The 25,294-nt window shown below is 43.7% G+C and carries 11 protein-coding genes; 4 read left to right on the top strand and 7 right to left on the bottom strand.

Translation table 11 applies throughout. The features are described from left to right. Positions 1-370: 370 nt before the first annotated feature. The 6 genes from Q0R52_RS03740 to Q0R52_RS03715 all read right to left on the bottom strand — a co-directional run bounded on the left by Q0R52_RS03740 (position 371) and on the right by Q0R52_RS03715 (position 17,990). Complete coding sequence (locus tag Q0R52_RS03740; RefSeq protein WP_295792303.1) at positions 371-883, bottom strand: DUF4402 domain-containing protein; 513 nt, start codon at positions 881-883, stop codon at positions 371-373. Positions 884-963: 80 nt separating this feature from the next. Continuing rightward, positions 964-4,059, bottom strand: a complete 3,096-nt coding sequence (locus Q0R52_RS03735; RefSeq protein WP_295792302.1) for a hypothetical protein — start codon at positions 4,057-4,059, stop codon at positions 964-966. A gap of 33 nt (positions 4,060-4,092) precedes the next feature. Continuing rightward, positions 4,093-4,638, bottom strand: coding sequence for a DUF4402 domain-containing protein (locus Q0R52_RS03730; RefSeq protein ID WP_295792301.1), 546 nt, complete (start codon positions 4,636-4,638; stop codon positions 4,093-4,095). Beyond that, entirely contained in the window at positions 4,635-16,463 is an 11,829-nt protein-coding gene (locus tag Q0R52_RS03725; protein WP_295792298.1) for a hypothetical protein, read from the bottom strand. Before Q0R52_RS03725 ends, Q0R52_RS03730 begins: the two co-directional genes overlap by 4 nt. 53 nt (positions 16,464-16,516) lie before the next feature. Then, the gene (locus Q0R52_RS03720; RefSeq protein WP_295792296.1) at positions 16,517-17,365 is read right to left on the bottom strand and encodes a hypothetical protein; all 849 of its coding nucleotides are present in this window, start codon (positions 17,363-17,365) and stop codon (positions 16,517-16,519) included. A 112-nt stretch (positions 17,366-17,477) separates the two neighbouring features. Next, on the bottom strand, positions 17,478-17,990 hold the full coding sequence (locus Q0R52_RS03715) for a DUF4402 domain-containing protein (protein WP_295792294.1): 513 nt from the start codon (positions 17,988-17,990) through the stop codon (positions 17,478-17,480). A gap of 567 nt (positions 17,991-18,557) precedes the next feature. On the opposite strand from Q0R52_RS03715, the gene Q0R52_RS03710 reads away from it, so the two are divergent. The 4 genes from Q0R52_RS03710 to Q0R52_RS03695 all read left to right on the top strand — a co-directional run bounded on the left by Q0R52_RS03710 (position 18,558) and on the right by Q0R52_RS03695 (position 23,393). Next, a complete protein-coding gene (locus tag Q0R52_RS03710) occupies positions 18,558-19,247 on the top strand; it encodes a DUF1080 domain-containing protein (RefSeq protein WP_295792292.1) in 690 nt (229 codons plus the stop codon). A gap of 245 nt (positions 19,248-19,492) precedes the next feature. Beyond that, positions 19,493-20,785, top strand: a complete 1,293-nt coding sequence (locus tag Q0R52_RS03705) for a hypothetical protein (protein ID WP_295792291.1) — start codon at positions 19,493-19,495, stop codon at positions 20,783-20,785. A gap of 128 nt (positions 20,786-20,913) precedes the next feature. Next, positions 20,914-22,041: an AI-2E family transporter gene (locus tag Q0R52_RS03700; protein WP_295792289.1), complete on the top strand. Its 1,128-nt coding sequence runs from the start codon at positions 20,914-20,916 to the stop codon at positions 22,039-22,041. 335 nt (positions 22,042-22,376) lie between these two features. Further along, entirely contained in the window at positions 22,377-23,393 is a 1,017-nt protein-coding gene (locus tag Q0R52_RS03695; RefSeq protein ID WP_295792287.1) for a family 43 glycosylhydrolase, read from the top strand. A gap of 92 nt (positions 23,394-23,485) precedes the next feature. On the opposite strand, the gene arsA is transcribed toward Q0R52_RS03695, so the two are convergent. Further along, positions 23,486-25,291: an arsenical pump-driving ATPase gene (arsA, locus tag Q0R52_RS03690; protein WP_295792285.1), complete on the bottom strand. Its 1,806-nt coding sequence runs from the start codon at positions 25,289-25,291 to the stop codon at positions 23,486-23,488. Between the last annotated feature and the right edge of the window lie 3 nt (positions 25,292-25,294).

Here is a 25,294-nt window from a genome sequence, read left to right as displayed (position 1 = left end):
AAGAAAATCTAAAGGACTTGGAAAAGGACTAATACGAAGCATAGGTCATTAACCTGGGCCTTGACTTGGTTCACCTTATTCTTTGTCAACAAGATAGTTTCGATAATAATCACTAAGCAAAGCTAAAGGGCCTTGACATTTCACCCTCCTTGCGCTTTTTGGTGCCTAAGCGTTGAAAATGGGACACTGTGTTAAATAAAAACAAATAGTAGCTGCGTTAGTGATAAACATCCACGAATTATCAGCTACCCGATAAATTGAAGATGAATGTCGATCCTTCTCCGACATTGCTTTGCGGCAATATCTTACCATCATTTAGTAGTAGTTCATGATCTTTATTCAATCTTTATATAAGAGTGAACCATACAACTTAATTGTAGTTAACCGTCACATTGAAAGGAGTAGCCGAAAAGTAAGTTCCAGCGGATTGATTACCGGCGATATTTAAAGTTGCACCTACATGAAACGTTTGAGTTCCTGATGACAGGGTTCCTGTAGCAGCCGTTGAACTTGTGAATTTATCAACTGACATATTATTTGCACCGCTTGAAATTGTAAGGGGGCTCGACGGCAGCGTGATGGAATAAGTGTATGAGCCCTGGCCTGTTATGGTGAAAGACGCCGCTGTTAATGTCCCTGAGACTGATGGTAAAGTTACACCTCCGGTAACGGTACGAACCCCTGAAGGGGCTAAAATAACTGTACCTGCAGCACCTGATATGGCTATGTTCCCAAAATTAACATCAACAGTTTTTGAGATACTGATCGGCGTTACAATGGTTCCGGTAATTAAAGCATTGGCCGAAACCTGGGCAAACGATGATGAAACCGGGAATGAAAATACAGCAATTAAAGTCACCGCAAGTTTAAATACCGTTTTCATGCTATAATTCAGGATTTTAACGAATGTATTTGAACAAAAATATGTAAATGTTGCCATAATGTCAAAAGTGTTTATAGGTATTATTGGGTGATGGGAGGTCTTCTGTAATCAAAAATATATGCATCCGGAAACCCCTTGTGCTTAATTATACGAATTATTTCCTCCGCCAACTGCCTGTCAGCTACTCCGGTTATTCGTACATTAAAATAATAATGGCCTGCAGGTACAATCAAAGCATTATAATGCAATTTATTGCAAAGATAATCCATAGCCGCTTTAGCGTTTATATACTTAAAGTGGGCAACCTGTAACGTAATATCGTATTCAAACGGAAACTGTGCTTTGTTACTGCGGTCAATTGCAATAGCGTTCTCCCTATCTTTACCTGCGGTTGAGTCCTTCCTGTTTATAACGGCATTATCATTTCGGCTTGGATTGATGATCATATTCGGTCTTGCTTTTTCAATAACGCCAGCTTTATCGGTGATGTTGTCATTTGCCTTAACGTCATTTATTTTAACCGGCGCTTTTTTCAAATCATCAACCCTTGTAGAGTCGACAGGTTTTGTTGATTTTTGAGTCGGATTTGCCGTAGCGCTTGTCAATGTAAACTCCAGCCCGTCAACTATCGAGCCTTCTGTGCTCTTTTTGATAACGAACTTTATCGCCGCCGGGGCCGACCCTAAATTTAATTTTTTCAACTGGTCCGTATCTATTTTTGCTACGTAATCGCCGGGTGGTAATCCTAAATAAGTAAAATATCCATCAGTTTCGGTAATGGTCCGGGCAGCCATTTTTGCATTATTGTTTCGATACAGCCCCACAATGATACGACCTTGCCCTTTTAGCCCGGTTATATCTTTTAAGCTCACGTGACCTGAAACTTCACCGGAAACTGTAATAGGCACATCTATCACCTTAATTTTATTAGGGTCTATCGCCACGCTGAAATTGTGTTTACGCATTTGCCATGAAATATTGTCGAAGCTTTGCGGGTCCAATTCAACAGTGTAATTTATATAGGGCTCCAGATCAGTAATCCTGATGGTGGTATCTTTAATATTTTGTTCAACCCGCCCGCCATTAATACGAAGTTTCAGTCCGGCAACCCTTGGTTCGCCGGGGTCTCTTTTACCGTTAAGGTTCAGGTCAAGAAATGGTATTACAGTTAACCCTCCTTTTCCTACGCTTGAGTGGTTATTTAAACCGAAATATTTTGAGGGATGGTCGGCTATTAAGCTACCATTGGCGGACAGGAAGTACCTTGTTGAATAATTACTTTTACGTATAGAAGATCCGGTTTGCGCAAACGAAAAATCATACCTGATGCCCACTTCAACCGTTTGGATTTGGCTGGAAATATTATTTTCATAGGAAACATTCAAATAGCCATTTTTTAAAAACCGGCGCTCCAATTCCTCCTTAAAGCCGATCAACCTATTACTGCTATATTCATATTGGGCCTGCTGGGTAAACAGGAAACCTTTAAAAACCCGGGCTGATATCGAGAGGTTACTGTAATAATAGGGCGAGTTATTTTCAATAAAAAGTCCATAAGTATTTATAGTTGCATTCAGGTTCCAAATGGCGCCGGAAATCAGCCATTCAGCCGTAGTATAGTGGGTAGCCGGAAGAATAATCTGATCTAGAGTAAACCGGGTATATGCAGAGAAAAAACCACTCCTGATTGGGGCTGATAAAATCACCTTTCTTTCTTCTGAAAAAGTGTTGTTAATTGCAGTCTGGCCCTTTTTGTACCAGGTATCGTTCAATTCAATCTGCAAGCCTGAATTGAGCCGATAAGTTGCAACTGCCTTTGCCCGTACGCCGTAAGTATATTCGCCTGATAGCAGCAGGTTATTCAATAACCTGGCAGAAGAATTTATAAAGGGCATGGTTGCGCCTGATGTAACGGATGATAAATACTCCGTTCCTCCCCCAATAGTTAAAGTATTATTTAGTCCGTAATTAGCACTTAAACGCGAAAACCGGCTATGGAGACCATCTTCCACAATCCCGGCACTGGCGGTATACTCAAATTCGTTTTTCGGTAAAAAGTTAAACGGCACGCTAATGTTTTGCTCTACCGACCGCTCTTCGCCGGAGGGGCCATAAAAACGCAGTTTAATCTGCGAGTTACCATATACCAGCGGCACTTCAAAAGTATAATAGCCTGATGCGTCAGCATGCACAAAGGCAACCAGCACATTATTTACATATAATTCTACCACCCAATTGGGTTGCGTAATGTTGCTGATGGTATAGGTGCCAAACGACCTCCTATAGGTTGTTGGCGTGTTTGTTAATTGCACGCCAACAATCGGCGAATAAATGGATGCAATTGATTGACCGTAAATTTTACCCGCCATTACCTGCTTAAGCATCGGGTTGTCATTATTTGCCAGTCGCCACAGGTAATATTGGTCTCTTTCACGAAGCGGCTCGGTGCTATGATAATTTATCGACACGTCTGTTTCCCCGCCGGCAATCAACCCTCCTAACCCTAAGTTTACACGGGTATCTGAACCGAAGTATGTTTCGCGCGTTTTAACCACCGACCAGTCGGCGGTACCAAAATGAAAAAGTGGGTACGTCCGGCCGACCACGGTATCAACCTTTGCTTCGCCTTTAAGCTGGCTGATGTTGTTTCGCATTTGGTCAAGCCGCATTTCGCGCATTACCGGTAATTCCAGGTCCGTATTTATGACGACCGATAAGTTACGAAAACTGAAGGTGCAATTAAGAGCGAATATCTTCCCAAAAAAACCTGAAGCCAAAAATAAATCAGTTTGGGTTTTAATCATATCTCCGGGCTTCAGGTCAAACGTTTTATCCTTATACCTGATACGATTATTAGTTTTATCAATTAAATAAATAGCAGTTTGATTAATGAAAAAGCCGCTCAATGAGTCACGGCCTAAAGAAGGAGTATTTGCTATTTTTAAAAAATCAAAAAGGTTACTTACGGGCAGATAGATGGTCTGATCGCGAACGAGGGCTGGCATTTCGGTGTTACCTATGCGAAGCACATTTAAAGAAACCGAAACCTCGTCGTAGTCGGGCTCTGTTTGCGCTATTGATACCGGTAAAAAAAACAAATTTAAAAGCAATACCATAGAAAATATCCTTCCTATAGTGATAAGAAAATGATAAAGCCCATGCTTGTTTTTAAGCATTGATGTTAAGCATAGCGTTTGTATTTGGTTGCATCATTGCTGTATAAAAGTCACAGAAAAAGTTCCGTTGTAATTACCCGGGGGATTGGCAAGCGGGCTACCGACTGTAAGCGTTCCGCCTATTCTTAACTGGGTGCGACTGGGCGATACTGCAGTTGCAATAAATGGCGAACCCAGGCTTGAAGCGCCAATATGCATATTCATTGAGCCGCCGTTACTGCCAGTCAGGCTTATATCAGGCCCGTTAACAATTGTAACAAGCGTCCCTGGTTCTGCATCAACCTCGAAAATTGCAGGTGAAAAAGAAAACCCAAGGTTTGCCTGGATAACGCTCCCGGTAACCGACCTTGACCCGTTTGCGTAAATGATTACGGTACCCCCAGAACCTCCCTGTACAAATGCCCCAAAACTTAATCCCTGTGCCGGATTAACATATATGGTTATTGGCCGCGGAGGTTTTTCCGGCACGACTGATTTACGTTGAGCATATAATGCAGCGTTTGCCAACATAAATAGCAGCAGCGAAAATGTCATCCTCACTACTTTCCGGCGAAGTATATATATTGTGTGTGCTTTCATCTGTTTACCAAAAATATTTTTTTAGAGTGCATGCCCTTTGCGGTAACAAATGAAACTACGTATATCGCGTCCACCATATGTCCATCTAGTTCATAGTCGCCATTCCCATCAATTGTTTTACGCGACATAATTTGCCCGCTCATATTGCTAAGCATTAAATAGCCATTTTGATTCTCAACAAGTTTTATGTGTATAAATACCTTGCCTCCCGATCCGTAAACCGAGTAAATATCTGTTTTATTAACCGATGTTTTTGACGGAAGACACCGTAACGAAAAACGATTTTCATAGGTGCCACTTTTTAAACTGACATCGAACCTTGCATTTTGCTGTAAGTCCTGGCTAAGCCCTGTTTTAGCATCAAATAAATACAGGTGCAAATTATCGGGCCATTGCTCCACGTCGCGTAAAACAAAGCTGACAACCCCGTCTTTACTTATTTGTAAACCCACTGGTATAACGGTAAGGGTATCTAACTTTGGCAAGGCATTGATAACAAGTTTTGTGACATCCGAACGCAGCGAATATAAATTGGGAAGCTTATCATCTATATTCATGAGCTTTAACGCATCAAGGTTTTTTTCGAAAGCAGGCGTCGCCTTTTCATCTGTGTACACGACCAACGGATCCGACGAAGCAGAATTGTCTGAAAAATTGGCGCTTAGCCGTACCAATATACGCGGTGCGGGGCCAAATGCGCTAAATGATTTATGAAAAACGGGATTAAGGTTGTTAACCCGAACGTTATTATTGACTGCTAATGTTCCGGCAACCGGGTAGGTGCCATTGCTTACGTGTAAAAAAAAGCCCTGCATTGATGCAATGATATTATTGGCAACCCCATCGCTTGATACCCCATTAATAAATGTACTATAAGCGCCGGAATACTGGTCGGTCGTGCCGGAATCAAAATAATAAATAGCATTGTCGATATTTGTTTTAGTCCATCCTGATGAAGCGTTCCAGTCAATAGGCGAAGGGTAAGGATTTCCAACAAGGTTAAAACCCTGTGTATAGGGCTGATTGTGGTTGAATAAGGACGATGAAAGCGTTCCGTTATTTACAACCCCGGTTATGCTCACTATTTTTTGCGCTGTGGCCGCCCCAAAATCCGCTGCGTAACCCTGCATTGGGCTAAGGACATTTGTTGAAGTTGAATAAGACGTAAACCCAGAGCTTGCCTGATTTTCTATATAAGTGTAAAAATTGGAAAAAGAGGCATTCAGATCAACTGTGCTTGAAAAATTACTTACCGTTGCGGCCTGGAAAGGGGAGCTGAAATATTTATAGCCAAAACCTGCGTTAAGGTATCGCTGCATGGTTACATTACCAAGCACAGCGCCTGCCCCGCTGCCATCTATCAATGCCGTTTGCGTGGCTGTGGAAGTTAACGTAAGAAATCCGCCGGTATTAAATGTCCCCGCCGCAGGCAAAAGTACCCCGCTTAGGTTTAGGGTGCCGTTTAAAGTTACGCCCCCACTATTATTTATAGTAAGATTATTAATTGTATTTCCCGAAAATGTGGCAGCAGGTATAATTTGCGGCGAACTATCGTTCATTTCAATAGTTCCGTTACTTGCGGTGAATGTTCCGGAGTTGTCAATTGCTCCTCCTATTTGCAATACAGCCCCGGTTACGGTTAAAGAGGTGCCGCTTTCAATGGTAATATCATTCACAGGATTTGTTCCTGTGCTGATTACCGGAAAAGTTGATGACCCTGCCGGTATTAGCACATTAGTAGTAGCAATAGGGACACCGCCGCACCAGTTAGCAGGGTCACGCCAGTTACTGCTTGTGGTGCCAAGCCAGCCGCCAGGTTGCACCACTACTACGCTAACAGAATCAGGGATATCAGATGGTACTGCCGAACAGTTTAAATCCTGCAAGCTGACGATGGTGTAAGTAGTTGTGGTTAAGGGCGTAACTGTAACCGGAATTGTGGGTGCCGTACCACTGAAAACATCGCCGCTGCTTAGCGAACCGCTAATTGCACCGCTACCTGTTACATGCAGCGTAAGTGTTGTCGAACTGCCGGCGCAAGCTACGCTGCTGCCGGTTAAAGTAGCCGTAGGGCGTGTGTTTAATGTAACCAGCGTACTGTCTACTCCAAAACATCCGTTGGCATCTGTTACTGTTACTTTATACCAGCCAGCAATTGGCATTACAGTTGGGTTCTGACTCGTCGAAATTATAGTGTTCGCCGGTGAACGCCAGCTATAAACAGGGTTTGAAGTTAGTCCCGGGTCTACCGAAAGGTCAACTGTACCGCCCAGGCAAACCGGCGAACTATTGGAAGCAACAATAACAAACGCTGTGAAATTAAATTCATACGCGCCCAAATCAGGCGTTATAGTGTTGCGCGGGCTATTATTTATGTCGGTACTTATAGCAACCGGGGTTGTTACCGGAGTTCCGACATTACTGAGTGCGCAATTAGTAAGGCTATCTGGTTGCAAATTGTAAACAGATGTAATGAAGGTGACAGTTGAATTAGCTGAATTTGTCTCGCCTGCTGAAGCACTCTGAAATTGTGAGAACGTTTGGCTTACCCCACTTCCCCATTCGCCGGTTGTTCCTGCAGTACTGCTGTAGAGGTCGTTATAATTGGAGGCACCTGACGGCCAGTTTGAAACTACGGGCACCGTAATATTGCTGATGGCATAATTGGGGCCTGTGCCCGTCCTAGTATTAACAAACACGTTATTTCTTAAAGTCAGGTTACCGGCTACTGTGCGGATAAACCCGGCGGTGCGCCCGGCGCCCGTTGCGCTGCCTGCTATCTTTACCGAATTAAAAAAATAATTCCAGTTACTGCCCGCCGCATCATTAATACCGTAGATTTTTAAACCGTTTGTATTTGATGAATTATCCAGTTTAATGGCATTGTTGTAAACGTTAAAAGAACCGTTAATTCCCATTATTCCACTTATTCCCGGCAACGGCGATGTTCCCGTAGCTTTGTTGGTAAATGCACTGATACGATTGTTAAATATGTTACCGAGGCTTCCGCCTCCGGTAACCGCAATCCCTGTGACTGCCGTGTTGATAACGTTTGTTGCCGTCGCGCTAAAATTAGATAAAGTGTCCGCAGACATGACTTGCCCCGACACAGAAGCTAAGTTCAGTATCCCTACAATATTGTATCCCGAAGGATCGCCGGTTTCTATATCAGCGGTTTTAGTAGATCCTGTTGACAGGTTGGCGATATTGTTAGCAGAAATGGTGTAGCTAAATGCCCCTGCTACACTAACACCCCTTACTTGTGCCGCAGTACCCGTGGCAGCCAATAGAAGGTTGCTAATCGTATTACTGCTGATTGTAGACGGAGATACTGACGAAATACCTGTATAAATGGTTGAATTTACATTATTGTTCGATGCCGTACTGATGAATTTAACGGTATCACGGGTAATGGTAATAACAGCAGCCGAATTATTTGCTAAGTTGTTAATTCCTGTAAAACTGCCCGACGACGTAGTACTCAGGTTACTGATGTTTTGAATCGTATTCCCATTAATCTGAACCGATGACGCCACAGATGGCCCTGTTACAATCCCGGTTAAGGAAGTTGTTAAGGCCGTTGATGCCGGTAAAACCCGGATGCTGTTGCTAACGGCACCTGTTCCGCTACTCCCGATAACATTATCATTAACCTGCGACGGAGCCGAAGCGCTGTTTATAAATATACCAGTGAAAGCTGAAGGTGCGGCCGACACTCCGATATTGCTTACATCTATTCCGCTTACCTGGTTACCAATAACAATTCCACCCGTGCTTGCACAATTAACACCGTTAATTAACGAAGAGTTAGTGGCAGTTGTAGTTGTTGTGGTAACAATTATCGATGAATTGACCGAAGCAGAGCCAATCATGTTTCCATCACCATTAGCGCTGCCGCCTATATTTATTCCCTGCCCCCCGGTCTCAATACCTGAAAAAATATTTGAATTAGCTGCCGTTGGGATGGTAGAAAGTGACATAGCCGCTATGGTGTTACCTTTAATGGCTGAGGCCGGTGAAGCGCCGGTGGTAGTTAATGAAATGCCCTGGTAGGTAATACTCCCTAAACTTGATGAATATACCGCGTTAATCCCGGATGCGCCTGCCGAATTGCCACCTATATTGTTATTCAATACGGTGTACCCCGCCCCGCCCGAAATTTTTATACCATTAAGTGCAGAGGCAGCGGCGTAATTAATTGAACCAGTAACGGTCCCGTTAAAAATATCATTCCCGGAAATGGTCCACCCTGTTGAAGCCGCCGCAATATCTATTGCCCTATCCCTGTAGTTATAAATTTGATTATTTGAAATCGTATTTGATGAATTTTCATTACCAATCGTGCCTGCAGAATAAACCGCCGCGCTGCCGGTATTCGATGCCACCGTTGCGTTTATTATACAATTATCAACCAGGTTGCCGCTGTTTCCCCCAGCTCCGGAAGTACTGAAAAGTATAACGCCATTGGTTGAATTTGCGTATGCCTCGGCATCACAATATCGAATAGTATTATTTGAAGCACCGTTTATAAAAGTGAAAGCTGTTCCAGTTGTGCCGGCAGTATTGGTGTTTTTAAAGCTAAGGTATACCCCGCTACCACCGTTACTCCCATTAATAGTTACGCGGTTGGATCCATTAAGACGGATAAGGCCCGAAAGAACATTGCCCGAGACGGTTCTGAGTGTCGCGGCATCTGGCTGGATGGTTAAAGTATAGTTTCCTGCTCCTGATTCTGTCCACTTGTTTAGGGCGTTTGTACCATCTTCGGCAATATCCGAAGTAATGTTAAAAGTAGCATTGCCAGCCAGGCCGGCAGTGTTAATTGCCGCGAATAAACCATTCGCCCTGGTTAAAGACGTAAATACTTCGGTGTTACCCACATTATAGCTGCCCGAAAACGGGATATTATAACTGTTAATTGTTCCCGTTATCGGAAAGGCGGCCGATGTTAACGCAACACTTGCAGGTGGAACGGTAAAAGCCCCCGAATTAATAGCAATATTCGCCGTTGTTGCCACATCCTGTGCAACAATAAAATACTGGATTACCCCAGCCGTAACAGAAGCTCCGCCGTGCAGTAACGTATAATCAATGGTAAAGGTGAACGAAGACGATGAATTTGTAGCTTCAGTATATTTCCAGCCGTCTGTACCCGGCGAGTTATCTAACCATACATTGCCATCCGAAACTCTTTTATAATAAATCCTCGGCTTTGTACCTGTAGCTACGCTAACACCGCTGGCATCGGTAATGGTAACACCCGTAACGTTTCTGTTTGTTGTAGACGTGGTATTGGTTAGCAATGTATAAGTTATTGTTGGCGGATTGGTTTCAACGCCAAAAATTTCATCAGCACCTATATCCGGCGAAGACGATGACCCGGTATACCCGGTATTGCCCGCTCGTATTTGCCCGTCGAAATCATCAGTAATACCTCCAATATTTACAGCGCCGCTTTCTACAAGCGTAGGTTGTGCGCTATCCATGTGTAAAAACACAGAGGACGAACCCGTAGTGCTCAAAAATTTAGCCGTAATATTTTCTGAAACCGATTGCGCATCGCGCGTGGCCATCCTGGTAATAAATGCAGCAATGGTTTGGTCCGAGTTCGTCCCGTCAGTATAAATAAGTTTTGTTGCAGATGGGGTACCTGCGTAAAAAAGGTTGTTATTTGAAGTAGCAGCATAATTGGTAAGGGTTGTTCCCGACCTGCGGTAAGCTACAGTTGTTCCCGTACCTTTGGGGGTTGAGGTATTGGTAATACTGTTGTTCCTTAAATTAAGCGCAGCAGTAGTCGCCGTTGCATTCATTGTATGATAAATACCCGTAGAACTGAAACTTGCCCCTGTTGAGCTGGCATTGATATAAATTGTATTAAAATAGATATTAATGCTTGATGATGCCGTTGCCGAAGTAATGTTTATACCCCTAATTAAGTCAGTTGCCGAGTTTGCGGCGGGCGTGCGCAGGTCTCCAATTAAATTGTTGTAAACGGTTACAGTAGTGCCGCCAGATATAAGCATACCGTTAACTGTGCCGGTAGTGCTGCTGTTGCTTAAATCATAAATTTTATTTTTATAAATATTCGGGGATGTGCCGCCGGTCACAGCAATCCCCGTAACCGCCGCAACAGCTGTGGAAGAGAGCGTATTGATGGTATTTGAAAAAATATTCGTATTACCTGCACCAGTCGTAATGCCTGTAATGGCGCCCCCTCCCGAAATATTATTAACCAGGTTGCCGCTGATGGCATTACTTGAGCCTACAATGTTGACCGACATGGCCGTGACAGCGGCGGTCCCGCATGTCCAGTTACTGAAGGTATTATTTTGAATATTTTTCGCTGCCGCGCCAGGGTCGGTATTCACCCATCCTGCAATAGTAGTGGCACCCGTGACCGTAATATTTGAAAAATTGTTATTGCTGTTGTTTATAACCGCACCGGCCAATGAAGTTGCTGTGCTGCTGGTGAACAGGGTAAGGATACCTCCCGCTTTCTTTGTAAAAGCCGTTACAATTGCATTATTGTTTACATTTTGCGCGCCGGTTGCCGATACGGCCACATTATTTGTAATAAATATTACGCTGCCTGCCGTGTTTATATTCAAATTGGTAAAAGTATTACCATTAATTGCCTGCGAAAGTGTGGCGGCTGAATTTGATATTAAAGTAGCGGCTCCCGTGCCTGCCGTGGCGTAGTTAATGCCCTGGAAATTATTGTTACTGATAGAAAGCGCGGCAGCGGATGTGCCGGCTATATTATTAATCATTATTTGCGTACCTGAATTGGCTGCATTGTAAGTGATGGCGCTTGAAGCGCCCGAACCGGTTCCAATATTATTGTTATTGATGTTAATAGTTGTAGTAACCGCCCCCGAATTATAAATAGCGTAGAAAGGTCCCGATACTGCTGTGGTAGCGTTTCCGGAGATGGTATTACCAGTTACATTGATTACGGGCGTGGCTGATGAATTATAGATACCCAAAAACACCCCTGTGGTCAATAGTGCTGTAGTATTACCGGATACTATATTGCCGGTAATAGAAACCGTTGCTGCCGCGCCGCTGTTTTGAACCCCATACAGGAACCCCGTAGTCCCGGAGGTACTTGAGTTATTGGAAATGGTGTTATTACTTATTGAAACCGAAGCAGGGGCCGAACTGCTTAATATACCAACGAGCCCGCCTGTTGATGCACTGGTGCTGTTGCCGGTAATGGTATTATTCGTTATTGTTACCGAAGCAGGGGTTATGGCAGCGCTGGAAATACCCGTTAGATTACCGACCAATGCGCTGCTGTTTTGGTAACTTAAATTTTGAACAATATTTCCGCTAACCTGTATGGTTGACGTTACCAATGCACCTACCGAAATACCTGTTAATGATGTCGTGGTGCTGGTTGAAGTTGAAAGTACCCTGATACTGTTTGATGCCGCTCCTGTACCAGTGCTGCCGATAACATTAGTACTAACCTGCGATGGCGGGCTTGCATTATTAATAAATATCCCGATAAATGTAGATGGGGCCGGGGCGGTCCCGATATTTTTAATGTCAATACTGCCCACCTGGTTACCGGTAACCAGCCCGCCACTGCTAAGGCAATTTACTCCCCTTATTATTGACAAAAATGTTGCTGTTGAAGTGGTTGTGGTTACGGTAACAGAACCGTTGGCTGTATTTGACCCAATGGTGTTTCCATCACCGGTTAAACTCCCTCCAATGTTAATACCGGAGCCGTTGGTCTCTATCCCTATAAAAACGTTGGCGGCCGTGGTTGACGTTGGAACTGCAGAAACTGAAATGCCTGCAACCGTATTGCCCTTGATATTAGAAGCGGGTGTTGCAGCACTTGTGGTCAGCAATATCCCCTGGTACGATATAATTCCTAACGTTGAAGCATATACGGCATTTGCGCCGGAAGCAAGCGGGGCGCTTCCGCCGACATAGTTATTTAGAATTGCGTAACCTGTTCCGCCTAATATCCTGATACCATGAAGTGTGGAAGCCGCTGCATAATTAATAGCTCCTGTTACGCCGCCGTTATAAAAACTATTACCGTTTATAGTCCAGGTTTTTGAGCCTGTTGCGGTTATATCCAGCGCCCTGTCACGGTAATTAAAAATATTATTGTTTGATATGGTGTTCGTAGCGTTTTCATTCCCAACGGTGCCCGCCGAGTAGATGCCTACATTCCCTGTATTACTGCTAACGGTTGCATTAATACTGCAATTACTTATCACGTTACTACTGTTACCGCCAGCAGCTGTAGAGGTACTGAAAAGCATAACACCATTGGTTGCGTTTGCATAGGCTTCAGTGTTACAATATTTAATAGTATTGTTACTTGCTCCGTTTATAAAGGTGAAACCCGTGCCAGTGGTACCTGCTGTATTCGTATTCCTGAAAGTAAGAAAATTACTTGTGGTGCCGTTGCTCCCGTCAATTGTTACCCGTTTTGCGCCGTTGAGGCGGATAAGGCCGGTTAACACATTACCCGAAATGGTTTTAACTGTTGAAGTGTTTGTTTGTATCGTTAAAGTGTAGTTGCCCAAACCTTGCTCAACCCATGGGTATAAAACATTACTTCCGTCTTCCGCAAGGTCCGAGGTCACATTGACAACGACATTCCCGCTCAATCCCAGGCTGTTTATAGCGGCAAATAATCCGCCTGCCGCAGTTAAAGATGTGTAAGTTTGCCCCGTACCAACATTGTAAGTACCCGAAAGAGCTGAAATTGTTGAACCTTGAAATTCGTCGGCGCCAATGTCCGGAGCAGTCCCGGCACCTGTATAGCCGGCATTACCCTGTCTGGCCTGTGCATCGTAGTCAATGGTAAAATTTGCGATGTTTACGCCACCGCTTTCTGCGAGAGTGGCTTTTGTGGGGTCCAAATGCAAAAACACTGCTGAAGAGCCTGATGTGCTCAAAAACTTGGAAGATGTAAAAAGATCTTCGGTTACTGACGCAGCGTCTCTTGGGGAAACCCTGGTTTTATAAGCGGATAATATCTGGTCGGAATTGGTCCCGTCGTAAAAAATGAGCCGGTTTGTTGCTGCGGGCCCGGCATATAAAAGATTATTGTTTGATGTTGAAGCATAATTTGCTAAGGCCGTTGTCGATCTGCGGTAAGCCACTGTCAATCCTGTTCCGTTCGGCGTCGAAACATTGTTAACAATATTGTTCCTTAAATTGAGAACCGAGGTTGTGGCGGTGGCGCTGGTAGTATGATAAATACCGGTAGTTCCGAAATTAGCTCCTGTTGAAGTGGCGTTTATATAAATGCTGTTATAGTATACATTTATGGTTGAATTAACCGCTGTTGAAATAAGGTCCAGCGCCCTGATGGGGTCCGTTGCACTCGATGACGGCGTCCGCAGGTCGCCAATTAAATTATTATAGATATTTACATTGACAATAGTTGTACCGGAAACCATTATACCATTAACTGTTGCACCAACAATAGCGTTATTCGCCTGCAAATCGTATATTTTATTGGCATAGATATTTTGATTTGTACCACCGCTTACCACGATGCCGGTAACCGCAACAGCCCCTGTTGTGGCAAGCGTATTGATTGTGTTTGAATATATTTTATTATTCCCCGCACTGGTTGTGATGCCTACAATTGTGCCGGCACCTGTAATATTATTTATAGCATTACCGGTGGTGCTGTTGGTAGCGCCGGTAAGGTTTATATTCATAGCGGTAACTGCTCCGGTACCCGCCGTCCAATTGCTGAACGTGTTGTTCTGGATTGTTTTATTTGATGCGCCGGCGTCGGTATTGGCCCACCCCGCTATAACAGCTGCGCCGCTTACTGAGATATTTGAAAAATTATTGCTGTTATTATTAATTACACTGCCCGAAACTGAAGAAGCTGCGCTTGAAAACAGCGTGACAGTCCCGCTGTTCCCGGCTTTAGCAAATGTACCTGATACAGTATTGCCATTTACATTCTGTGTGCCTCCCGACGGCACAATTACACTATTGGAGATAAAGGTTACATTGGTAGTATTCACATTCATATTGGTGAACGTGTTGCCATTAATGGCCTGTGTGAATGTGGCTGCCGAATTTAATATGAGTGTTTGGGTCCCCGTACCTGGCACGGTATATAAAACATTATAGAAATTATTATTGCTAATTGACAAGGCGGCCGCCGCCCCCCCTTTATTATTATTGATTAATACCTGTGCGCCGGAATTTGCTGCTGTAAAATTTATTGCGGGCGAAATACTTGTCCCGATATTATTGGAGTTGATATTTATTGTTGTTGCTATCGTTCCTTTATTATAAATGGCATAATAAACTCCTGACAATGCAGAAGTTGAGTTACCCGATAGGGTATTACTGTTGATGTTAAGTATTGGCAGGGATACTGAGTTATAAATACCTAAAAACAAACCGGTAGTTAAAGCGGCCGTAGAATTACCTGATATTATATTGCTATTGATATTAGCTGAAGATGCCGCCCCACTATTTTGAATCCCATAAAAAAAACCGGTAGTGGTAGCTGCACTTGAGTTATTGGAAATGGTATTGTTGCTTATGGTAAGTATGGCCGGAGTTGCCCCGTTGTTAAGAATACCGTAAAATCCCCCCGTTGTAGCAGTGGGATAGTTACTGTTGGTTATAATGTTGTTACTGATGTTAATTGTGTTGGAGGCTGCTGTTGCTCCGGCAACGTTTTCGATGCCTTCCAATGCCTGGGTTGTTCCACCACCTTTTACCGTGACGGTATTAAAGGTAACTGATGCATTGGCGCTTGTAGCAGCGTTCATATAAATACCGCGTAAAATATTGGGGTGATTTGTGCCGCTTCCGTTATTACTGTTAAGCGTATTGTATGAAATATTTAAGCCATATTGTGCCAATGTGCGAATACCGTTTGCTGCATTAGCCGCCGCTGCCGCGCCTCCAAAATTAATAATTGTATTTCCCGTGGAGGACGAACTCCCCCCAATATCGTTATTGGCATCAGCTAACGTAAACGGCGATGCAGCGGCATAGCCGACTATGGCAATCCCGTTATTACAGTTTTGAATAGTATTACCATATAGCTTGTTGTTTGAATTCTGACCACCCGTTATTGGGGTCATTGTTGTTGCGGCCGTGCTGAACAACGCGTTCATTACTACAATTCCTGTTGAGCCATCTACCATCGGGCCTGATCCAGCTGCGTTATTTAAGTTGTTCAGGGTAATAATGCAGTTTTCGATAGTAACAAACTGGCATCCGTTTGATGTGCTTGCCTTATAAAGGGCATAACCATATTCCATTGTAGCAGCAACCGTGGTATTGGCTGGGTTATCAGTAATATCAATACCATTAATAGTCACGTAATCAGACCCGATTAATCGCCAGATTCCGTCCTGTACCGCAGTCGACGGTGTTCCCACACCCCCTGTGTATGCAGTTATTAATGGGTTACTGCCAGTTGTGGCCGGGTCTTTTTGAAATATAATGGGATTGGCTGCTGTACCTGTTGCAGTAAGCGAGATAGTTGAAGCAACAGTTTCGGTATATCCCGCCGCCACGTTAAAGGTAACACCGCCGCTGCCAACACCCGCAATATTCAGCGCATTTACTGCAGTCGTAACAGAAATATAATCGCCCGGGATATTCTTGACACCACTTAGCTGGCCAAAAGCAACCGAACAGTTACACCAAAATACAACAATGCTTAAAGTAAAATAGCGTATACTAGTTTTGTTGAATTTTATTTTGCCACGAGGGGATTTCAACCGAACATCATAGTTACGGGTAATATAATTTCCCGAGGAAACCTTACTATTCGAGCAAATAAATCCGGTTGGTCTCCTCATTTTTTATTAGGTAACTATATTAGCGCTCAAGTGACAGCAATTAACCATTACGATTAATTTAATAACAATTCGCTTTCCGCAAATTTTGCCGGTTTGGCATCTGCCTGGGCGGCATATATAATTTGCAATTTGCCACTATGGTAATTTATTTGAGATGAGCTATCCAAAATCATTTGAAATTTGCGCAGGGTATTTGGTGTATAAACGGACAGCCCATTTACCAGACCAACCTGCGTCGTAACACCTTTAGGAGAGATGTAGTTTACGGTTATATCGCCGTAAACAGACATATTCCCCGTCCGGTTGATATTCATACTTAATATTGGTTTGGTGTCAGCTGCAACCTTTAACGATAGATCAGACAATTTTGTAATTGTAGTTGACGAACCATTTTTGATGATAACCGGAACGGCAATGCCAAAAACAGCAATCAATTTGATGGTTATTGTCTTAGGTTTGTTTACAGTATCTTTCTCGCCTAAGGGCTTTTCATAAGGAACGGCACGGAAATATAAATGAGACCTGTATTCGCCGGGTTTTAGCTGAGTTGTATTGGTCAACTGTACCTTAACAACTTGGGCTTCATTAGGAGCAAGCACAACACTGCGGGGAAAAAACCGAAAATTTTTGTCTGCGAAATATTGCCCGGAATCGGGCTTACTGATCTCTTCAAAATTCCCATCTTCCTTCATCCTGTACTGAATTACTGATATTACGTACCTGGCTGTATCTTTACCGGTATTAGCTAAATTAAGCTCTTGCGTTCTCTTCGAATCTTCAAATACTATCCTTCTTGGTAGTATAAGCAGGTTCCCCTGGGCCATTGCATTGAAGTGAACAAAAACTAAAACTAATAATGCAAAAAAGAACCGAAAGTTCTTAAGCAGGGAAAGTAATTTCATATCCGGGGAAACTTAATTAAGCGATGTATTACAAAATTAAGCTTTAAATCCGTTTAAATGACAAAAGCATATAAAAGTATACGCTTTTGTCATTTAATAAATTGATTTATAATTAGTTGTAGTTAACCGTTACACTAAAAGGAGTAGCAGATATGTATGTACCTGCTGCCTGGCTGGCGGCTACATTTAAAGTAGCACCTACGTTAACAGTTTGTGTACCTGCAGATAAAGTGCCTGTTGATGACGGTGTGCTCGTAAAAGTATCAACTGTCATTGAATTGCCTCCGCTAGAGATTGTCAATGCTGACGATGGCAATGTAATTGAATAAGTGTAAGCGCCTTGCCCTGTTACAGTAAACGAAGCTGCTGCTACTGTTCCGGTTACTGCGGGTAATGTTATTCCGCCGGTAGCTGTTCTTGTACCTGCCGGTGCTAATACAACCGTACCGGCTGTTCCTGTTACTGCCACATTACCGAAGTTGATGTCAACTGTTTTAGAAATACTAATCGGCGTTACTATGGTTGCCGATGCCGTTGCTGTTGCTGTGGCTTGCGCAAAAGACGATGATACTGCGAAAATAGTGATTGCTAATGCTGCCCCTGCTGCTGTAAATAATTTTTTCATGATACTTTTTTAATTGTTTAAATTAATTATACCGCCTTGTACGCGTTTAAACATAGAAGGTTGTGTATTATTAAGATAATCTTCAACGACCGCTGAAACCAGCGCAGTTAGGCGGCTTTGCTAAACGAACCAACTTACTATAAAAGAAATTCGTAACTTAAACTACCAACCGTAAATATAAAGAAGCCCAGCCATAAAGGCAAGTATATCGATGTCTCCCTGATAGTTCATTTATGTAAGTCATTTTACTTATATTTGTACTATAAGATTTGCAATTAATCTGTTTGAAAAAGCGGTGAGTATTTCGGTGAGTAAGAAATTAAGCCATTATAAAATATTGAATATCAGTTCGGTACAAGGGTAGCACAAATCCCTCCGGCTCCACTTTTAAAGATAAAAGCCTGTTCGCTGAAAGCGGATGGGCTTTTATCTTTAAGGCTTAACTTTCGGGGTTTTATTATTTTTTTTAGTGCTGATAAAGGTATAGATTAGGGCAGCTTTGTAAAACAACTGAAAAGGGTAATTTTACACATATAAAATAAATCGTAAACCAATTCAACCTTAACGATGTATCAATCAATCAAAACTGCCGTTGTAAAGTTGTGTGCAATAAGCCTTTTTATCACCGCCATTTATTCTACGGCGTCTGCCCAAAAGGATACCCCTTTAAAAATAACCATACCCGCTGCGGGTAAGTTCTATAACGATAAACCTGCGGGCAAAGGGTGGGTAAATTTACTGGATACCACGCTCTGGAATGCCGAAGCTCAATACTGGCAGTTGACCAATGGCGTGCTGCATGGCGAAACTAAGGCGCAGGACCAGCATCACTATGGCTATACAAAAAAAATCTACAAGGATTTTGAACTCAACCTGCTGATTAAAATGACGGGTAACGAAGAAGCAAACTCCGGTGTTTGTATCCGGGTACACCCGGCCAGTTTCGATATTGTACCCGGCTACCAGGTAGACATGGGAAAAGGTTACTGGGGCTCGCTTTGGGAAGAGCGCCGTGCAGAAATGGTTCAAAAATACCCCGATTCACTGGCTGTCAAACTGGTAAAAGCCAATGAATGGAACCGCTATTACATCGTCGCAAAAGGCCACCATATACAGGCATGGCTAAATGGCGTTAAAACTATAGACATTATTCATGATGCAGGCTTTTTGGATGGTAATATAGGCCTCCAGCTTTGCCACGGGAAGCAGCGGTACACGGTTGTCGATGTGAAAGCAATGTATGTAAAGGAACTTTAAAATTGGCAATTAATGGCATTGTGTAGAACCTCGCAAAACACCTGGTTAAAGGGTACAGCCCGGCGAAGGCCCTGCAAATAACTCCGACTCAGTTGATTTCCCTATCAAATTATCTTTAAAGCCTGGAAATTGCGATTTGCGGTTTTTTTTTTGCTAAAAAGCTCATTAACAGCGAATACGATATTATTAAAATAAATTTATAATTTGGGAGTAGTTAAACTCATTGATAAAACCTTTTACAATTTATGCAAACTGCCGAAAACCCGCACTGGCCGCTTTGGAGAAAAATAATCTTCCGGTTCTTTTTTATCTATCTCGCTTTAGAAATTTCGCCTGTCAACTGGTTCGACGGTATCCCTTTCGTAAGTACTGTAACCCAGTACTATGGCAAACTTACCGACTGGCTGACAACTGAGGCAAATGCGCTGTTTTTCCATGTGCGGCCGGTGTTGGTGCCCGAAAATGGCAGCGGCGATACGTCCATGGGGTGGGCCCGGTTATGGACTTATTTGGCTTTGGCAGTTCTGGGTGCCATCATCTGGTCGGTATTTGACAGAAAGCGGAGTAATTACACCCATCTAAACTATTGGCTTTGCCTGTTTACCCGCTACTACGTGGTGCTGGTGGCGTTTACTTATGGCATCATTAAGCTGTTTGGCCAGCAGATGATTTTCCCGAACCTCCACCAGTTGGCCACACCGCTTGGCGACCTGTTACCCATGCGTTTTTCGTGGTTTTTTATAGGATACTCGCAGCCATACCAATTTTTTTCAGGATTGATGGAGTTTATAGCCGCGCTATTGCTGCTCAACCGCCGCACAGTATCGCTGGGTGTGTTGATGGCCACCGGCGTATTCCTGAATGTGATGATGCTGAACCTTTGCTACGATATCCCTGTGAAAATATTTTCGATGCAGATGGTGTTTACCTGCCTGTTTTTACTGGCGAATGAAAGCGGGCGGCTCATTGACTTTTTTATACTAAACAAACCCGCACCTGTCGGCGCCATATACCACTTCAGGTACACAAAAAAATGGATGCGCGTTACCCGGGTGGTTTTAAAATGCCTGATTATTATAGTGGCGGCGGTAATGCCTTTTTACCAAAGCTATAGCCAATCAACATCAAATACTGTTGCTAAGCAGCCTGTAAAAAACGGCGTGTATGCCGTTACCAGGTACCGGCTGAACAATCAGGACATACCGTTCTCGCCGCTTGACACACTACGCTGGCAGGACCTGATATTTGAGGACGGGCTAGGCAGTGTAAAATCAAACGATACACTTTTCAGACAGCGGTATAACCGGGGATATTTTTTATACGGATTAGACACCGCCAAACATATGCTTGGCTTTAAAAAGAAATTTGACGCCAAAAATTATATGATTGAGTTTAAATACACAACGCCGGATAGCAACACCATTACGTTGGCAGGATTGCGGGGCAAGGATAGCCTGTATGTGGAGCTTAAACGAACAAAACGGCATTTCCAGCTGGCTGAAAGGCAGTTTCACTGGCTGAGCGAGCAGAACAGGTAGATTTACTAGTGGTTAAGCCCGCTTTGTTTATTGGCGAAAATTTCTTCGACGGCAATGTAATTCCGACTTCACAAATTCGGGCAAACAATTTCATTACCAAAGCGTAATACATCATCAACATTATTTATATGGACCTGAAAACTTTTACCCAACTACCATTTTATATCAAACTGGCTTGTGTGCTCTTTAGCCTTTTTGCCATCGGTTGCCTGGTCATCCTGGGGAAGGAAATCCTGTCGCCTTTGTTATTTTCCTGTTTGTTCTCCATATTATTATTGCCGCTGGCCAGGTTTTTTGAGCTAAAAATGCATTTGCCCCGAAGCGCCGCGTCCATGATCGCTGTAGTATTATTTTTATCCGTAGTTGGGGTTATCATCTATGTTATTGGCTCGCAGATAGCAGACCTGGTGAGCGATTGGCCCGCATTCCAGGCGCAGATCAGCCGGTCGATGTATAATTTCAGGGGCTGGGTGTCCGAGCATTTTCATATTACTCGCCGCAAACAGCTTAACGTGGTTAATACCGCCACCAGCAAAGTAACCGCACCCGACGCAGCCGCAGTGGGTACCACATTGCTGTCGCTCTCGTCTATGGTCTTATTCCTCGTATTTACATTTATCTATACCTTCTTCTTCCTGCTCTACCGCAAACTCATCATGAAATTCCTGGTATCGGTGTTCCTGGAAGAAAATAAAGCAAAAGTGCATGAAATTATAGAGCAGGTACAGATGATTATCCGTAAATACATCACCGGCTTGTTGATTGAAATGGCGATAGTAGCCATTGCAGTGAGCGTAACGCTTTCTGTGCTGGGGGTAAAGTATGCCATTTTATTGGGGCTGATCACCGGCATTTTTAACCTTATACCCTATTTCGGTATTTTTTCCTCGATGGTATTGAGCGCCACCGTAACGCTGGGTACTTCGCAGGACAGCACTGTAGTAATTTATGTGTTGATAGCCTTTGTGATTACACACCTGGTCGACAGTAATATTGTGTTGCCGCTGGTGGTGGGCTCCAAGGTCCGGATCAACGCCCTGGTTACTATCCTTGGGGTGGTCATCGGCGAAATGTTCTGGGGAATTTCCGGCATGTTCCTCTCCATCCCGGTTATTGCGGTGCTCAAGATCATTTTCGATCGGGTGGAAAGCCTGCACCCCTGGGGCATTATTTTAGGAGACGAAGAAAAAAAACAAAACAAGTTAGCCAGGAGACTGACCACCCGGAAGAAAAAAGTGCAGACCGCAGAAGAGTAATTTGCAACAGGAAGAGCCCTGTTAAAACCAATTGCACTTCCGCCTTTGTTGGTGTTGTCACCAACAAAACCAATTAGGTTGTGATATCCAATAAGCCGGCAGATTACGCGGGCTCTTTGTACATCACAATATTCATCCTGCTTGTTGGTGACAACACCAACAAGGGCGAAAAAGGGAGGGAACCGCACATTCCCGCGCTTTTTCAGCCTTCGGAACATCAACATGGGTGAATTTTATTAATTGTCACAAAGACACTACATAAACTAATGCCCCCTGCCCCTATCTTTGTGGGGTACGGTTTGTTAACGTATCCCTGTCACTCAAACTAAAAGACGATGAAAAGACTGTTTTGCCTGGTATTTATCCTTGCGTGTGTTTTACCCGTTATAGCCCAAAAGCAACAGGCCATAAGGCCCGGCGAAATTTGGCCCGATAACGATGGCCAGCATATACAGGCGCACGGCGGCGGCATTATAAAGCTAAAAAACACCTGGTATTGGTATGGCGAAGAACGCCGGCAGGGCTTGGATACCAACTACCGCTATGTAAGCTGCTATTCATCAACCGACTTAATGAACTGGAAGTTTAACGGCGATGCCATCGCGCTGGCCAAACCCGACTCCATGCTCACCGGCCGTTGGGTGCTGGAAAGGCCCAAGGTTTATTACAATGCCCAAACCAAAAAGTTTGTGATGTATATGCACCTCGACGGCGGCATTAAAGGCATATCGCATAATAAATGGGCCTATGATTACGCCCGGGTGGGTGTAGCGGTAAGCGATAAAGCAACAGGGCCGTTTAAATATGTACGCTCGTTCAGGCCGCTGGAAAAAGAGAGCCGTGATATAGGACAGTTTATCGACGATGATGGCAGCGCCTACCTGGTATTTGAATGCCGCCCCTCCGGCGGGTTTTATATCGCCAAACTTTCTGCCGATTATTTGAATGTGGAGAAAGAGGTTTCGTTTATCCACCTGCCTTTGGAGGGCGGGGCCATAGTGCATTATAAAGGACTATACTATGCGGTGGGTTCCGCGTTAACTGGGTGGTCGCCTAACCCGAATAAGGTGGCTACGGCGGTGTCGCTGGCGGGGCCCTGGAATGAGTTTACTGATATAGCGCCCCCTGCTGCCAAAACTTACGGGGCACAATCAACCATGTTTATTAAAATAACCGGTAAAAAAGATACCACCGTAATTTTTATGGGCGATAAATGGGATCCGGCTAAATTGTGGGATTCGCGCTATTTGTGGATGCCGGTAAAAATAGGCGACGGGAAGCTGTGGCTGCCGGAACCGAAGCCCTGGATTTTGGATGTGAAAGCCGGGACGTGGCGTTATGCCGGGGAGTGATAGGGTGGAAAATAAAGGAAAGACGATAATTGCAGTGCTTGTTACAGACATGTCCCCGCAGGTAGTTAGTAACTTCATACACCGCTAAAATGTCATGTCGCAGGTATTGCCGTTTTATCATAAAGTGAAATGATTGCCGGCAGCAGTTTTTCTTCGGTCAGGTATGGAATGTCGAAGGTTCTTTTTGACAAATTATCAGCAATATTTTTGATTATAGGCGCTTCAGATGACGCCCGTTTTTTTAAAAGCGGGTCTTTTAAATTTTCTATGGCGGATAGACATTGGTTGATGACCCATGCATAAGGAACAATCCCCGCTCTTTTCAAATCATTCTGAAGTGCTTCAGCTTCTCTCATCGGGGTTGTTTCCGGTAAAGCGACTAACAGAATCTTTGCAAAATTGCTATCCTGCAATAACATATAGGGTGTCGTGATCTTTCCGGAATCTACAGCTATATTTTTCATAATTTCCTTATGGTAACTACCGGTTGTATCAAGTAACAGTAATGTATGGCCTGTTGGTGCCGTATCCATAACCACAAACTGCCGCTTAGCGCGCTGAATAGCTTTAGAAAATGCGTGGAATACAGCTACTTCCTCTGTGCAGGGCGATTTAAGGTCCTCAAGCAATAGTTTTTTACCTTCCTCATCCAAATTCTTTCCTTTCTGGGCGGCAATTTTATCTACGTAATTCTTCGTTTCAATTTTCGGATCAATCCTTTCAACCGTTAAATTTTCCGGAATGATAGCTAATTGGTTCATGAAGTCTTTTATATGTGCAGCCGGATCGGTTGTGGTTAAAAGAACCGTGTGCCCACGGTGGGCTAAAATTGTTGCTATTGACGCAGCTACTATTGTTTTACCCACCCCGCCTTTTCCCATGGTCATAATTAAGCCGCCGTCATTATTTTTTTCAAGTTCATCAACTAATTCCCTCAAATTACTCAGCGGATAGTTAATATCATTTAAGTTTGAGGTCTCAACTGTTGCAATTTTCCTTTGTAGGTCACCGTTAAATACAGATCGTAGTTTTTCCAGGCCCAGTACATTGTAGGGCAACAAGGGATAATTTATAGACGCTAAGCTTTTTAACGTCCCGGGCATTTCAAGTAATTCCTTTTCCGCTATCTTTTCAATTTGCAGCGCAACCGTATCTGTTTTGTCCGTTGCTTGAAATACTCCGTTAATTAATAATCTTTGATTGGTCATTCCTAAGTCGATCAGCTCCTGGCTTGTTTTTGCTGCTTCTTTCAACGATGAGGTTTCGGGGCGAGTAACCAGGTAAAAAGTAGTTTGCAAGGCATCCCTTAAGCTCGACACCACCTTTTCATATCTTTCTTTACTGCTTTTTAAGGCGGAAGAAGGCCCTATGCAGGAAGCGCCGTTAGGATTGTTCCCAAGAAAATTCTCCCAGGCAGCGGGCAATTCCAGGAGGCGAATGGTATGCCCGGTCGGCGCTGTATCGAATATGACCGTATCAAATATTTCTGAAAGCCCCTCCCCGGTAATAAACCGTGAAAACTCGTCAAACGATGCAATTTCAGTGGTACAAGCTCCGGATAGTCCTTCCCTGATTTTTTTAATTTCTTCGGCAGATACAATTTCCTTAAGTGGGTCTGTCACCCTGGTACGATATTCTTCTGCCGAAATCTCCGGATTGATATTTATGGTGAATAGGTTGTTTAAATTTTTATGAGGGGTTATTTTATCGCCTACAGGGGTGCCTAATACATCTTCCAAATTGGAGGCGGGATCTGTGCTGATCAAAAGCACTTTTTTACCTTTATCTGCAATGTCCACCGCAGTAGCACAGGCTAGCGTGGTTTTACCTACTCCGCCTTTTCCTGTAAAAAAAAGAAACCTGGATTCGTAAACTTCATTAGTTTTTGTTACTTCCATTTA

Origin of the sequence: Mucilaginibacter sp. (assembly GCF_025359345.1) — a bacterium.
In the GTDB taxonomy this organism is placed as follows: domain Bacteria; phylum Bacteroidota; class Bacteroidia; order Sphingobacteriales; family Sphingobacteriaceae; genus Mucilaginibacter.
The sequence above is the reverse complement of the archived record's forward strand: the minus strand, read 5'-3'. Positions and strand labels throughout refer to the sequence as shown.

Bases quoted from the DNA above. Each gene is read 5' to 3' on its own strand.
- Q0R52_RS03695 (WP_295792287.1), top strand. From the start codon at position 22,377: ATGAAAAGACTGTTTTGCCTGGTATTTATCCTTGCGTGTGTTTTACCC.
- Q0R52_RS03735 (WP_295792302.1), bottom strand. From the start codon at position 4,059: ATGCTTAAAAACAAGCATGGGCTTTATCATTTTCTTATCACTATAGGA.
- Q0R52_RS03730 (WP_295792301.1), bottom strand. From the start codon at position 4,638: ATGAAAGCACACACAATATATATACTTCGCCGGAAAGTAGTGAGGATG.
- Q0R52_RS03725 (WP_295792298.1), bottom strand. From the start codon at position 16,463: ATGAGGAGACCAACCGGATTTATTTGCTCGAATAGTAAGGTTTCCTCG.
- Q0R52_RS03740 (WP_295792303.1), bottom strand. From the start codon at position 883: ATGAAAACGGTATTTAAACTTGCGGTGACTTTAATTGCTGTATTTTCA.
- arsA (WP_295792285.1), bottom strand. From the start codon at position 25,291: ATGGAAGTAACAAAAACTAATGAAGTTTACGAATCCAGGTTTCTTTTT.
- Q0R52_RS03705 (WP_295792291.1), top strand. From the start codon at position 19,493: ATGCAAACTGCCGAAAACCCGCACTGGCCGCTTTGGAGAAAAATAATC.
- Q0R52_RS03715 (WP_295792294.1), bottom strand. From the start codon at position 17,990: ATGAAAAAATTATTTACAGCAGCAGGGGCAGCATTAGCAATCACTATT.
- Q0R52_RS03720 (WP_295792296.1), bottom strand. From the start codon at position 17,365: ATGAAATTACTTTCCCTGCTTAAGAACTTTCGGTTCTTTTTTGCATTA.
- Q0R52_RS03700 (WP_295792289.1), top strand. From the start codon at position 20,914: ATGGACCTGAAAACTTTTACCCAACTACCATTTTATATCAAACTGGCT.
- Q0R52_RS03710 (WP_295792292.1), top strand. From the start codon at position 18,558: ATGTATCAATCAATCAAAACTGCCGTTGTAAAGTTGTGTGCAATAAGC.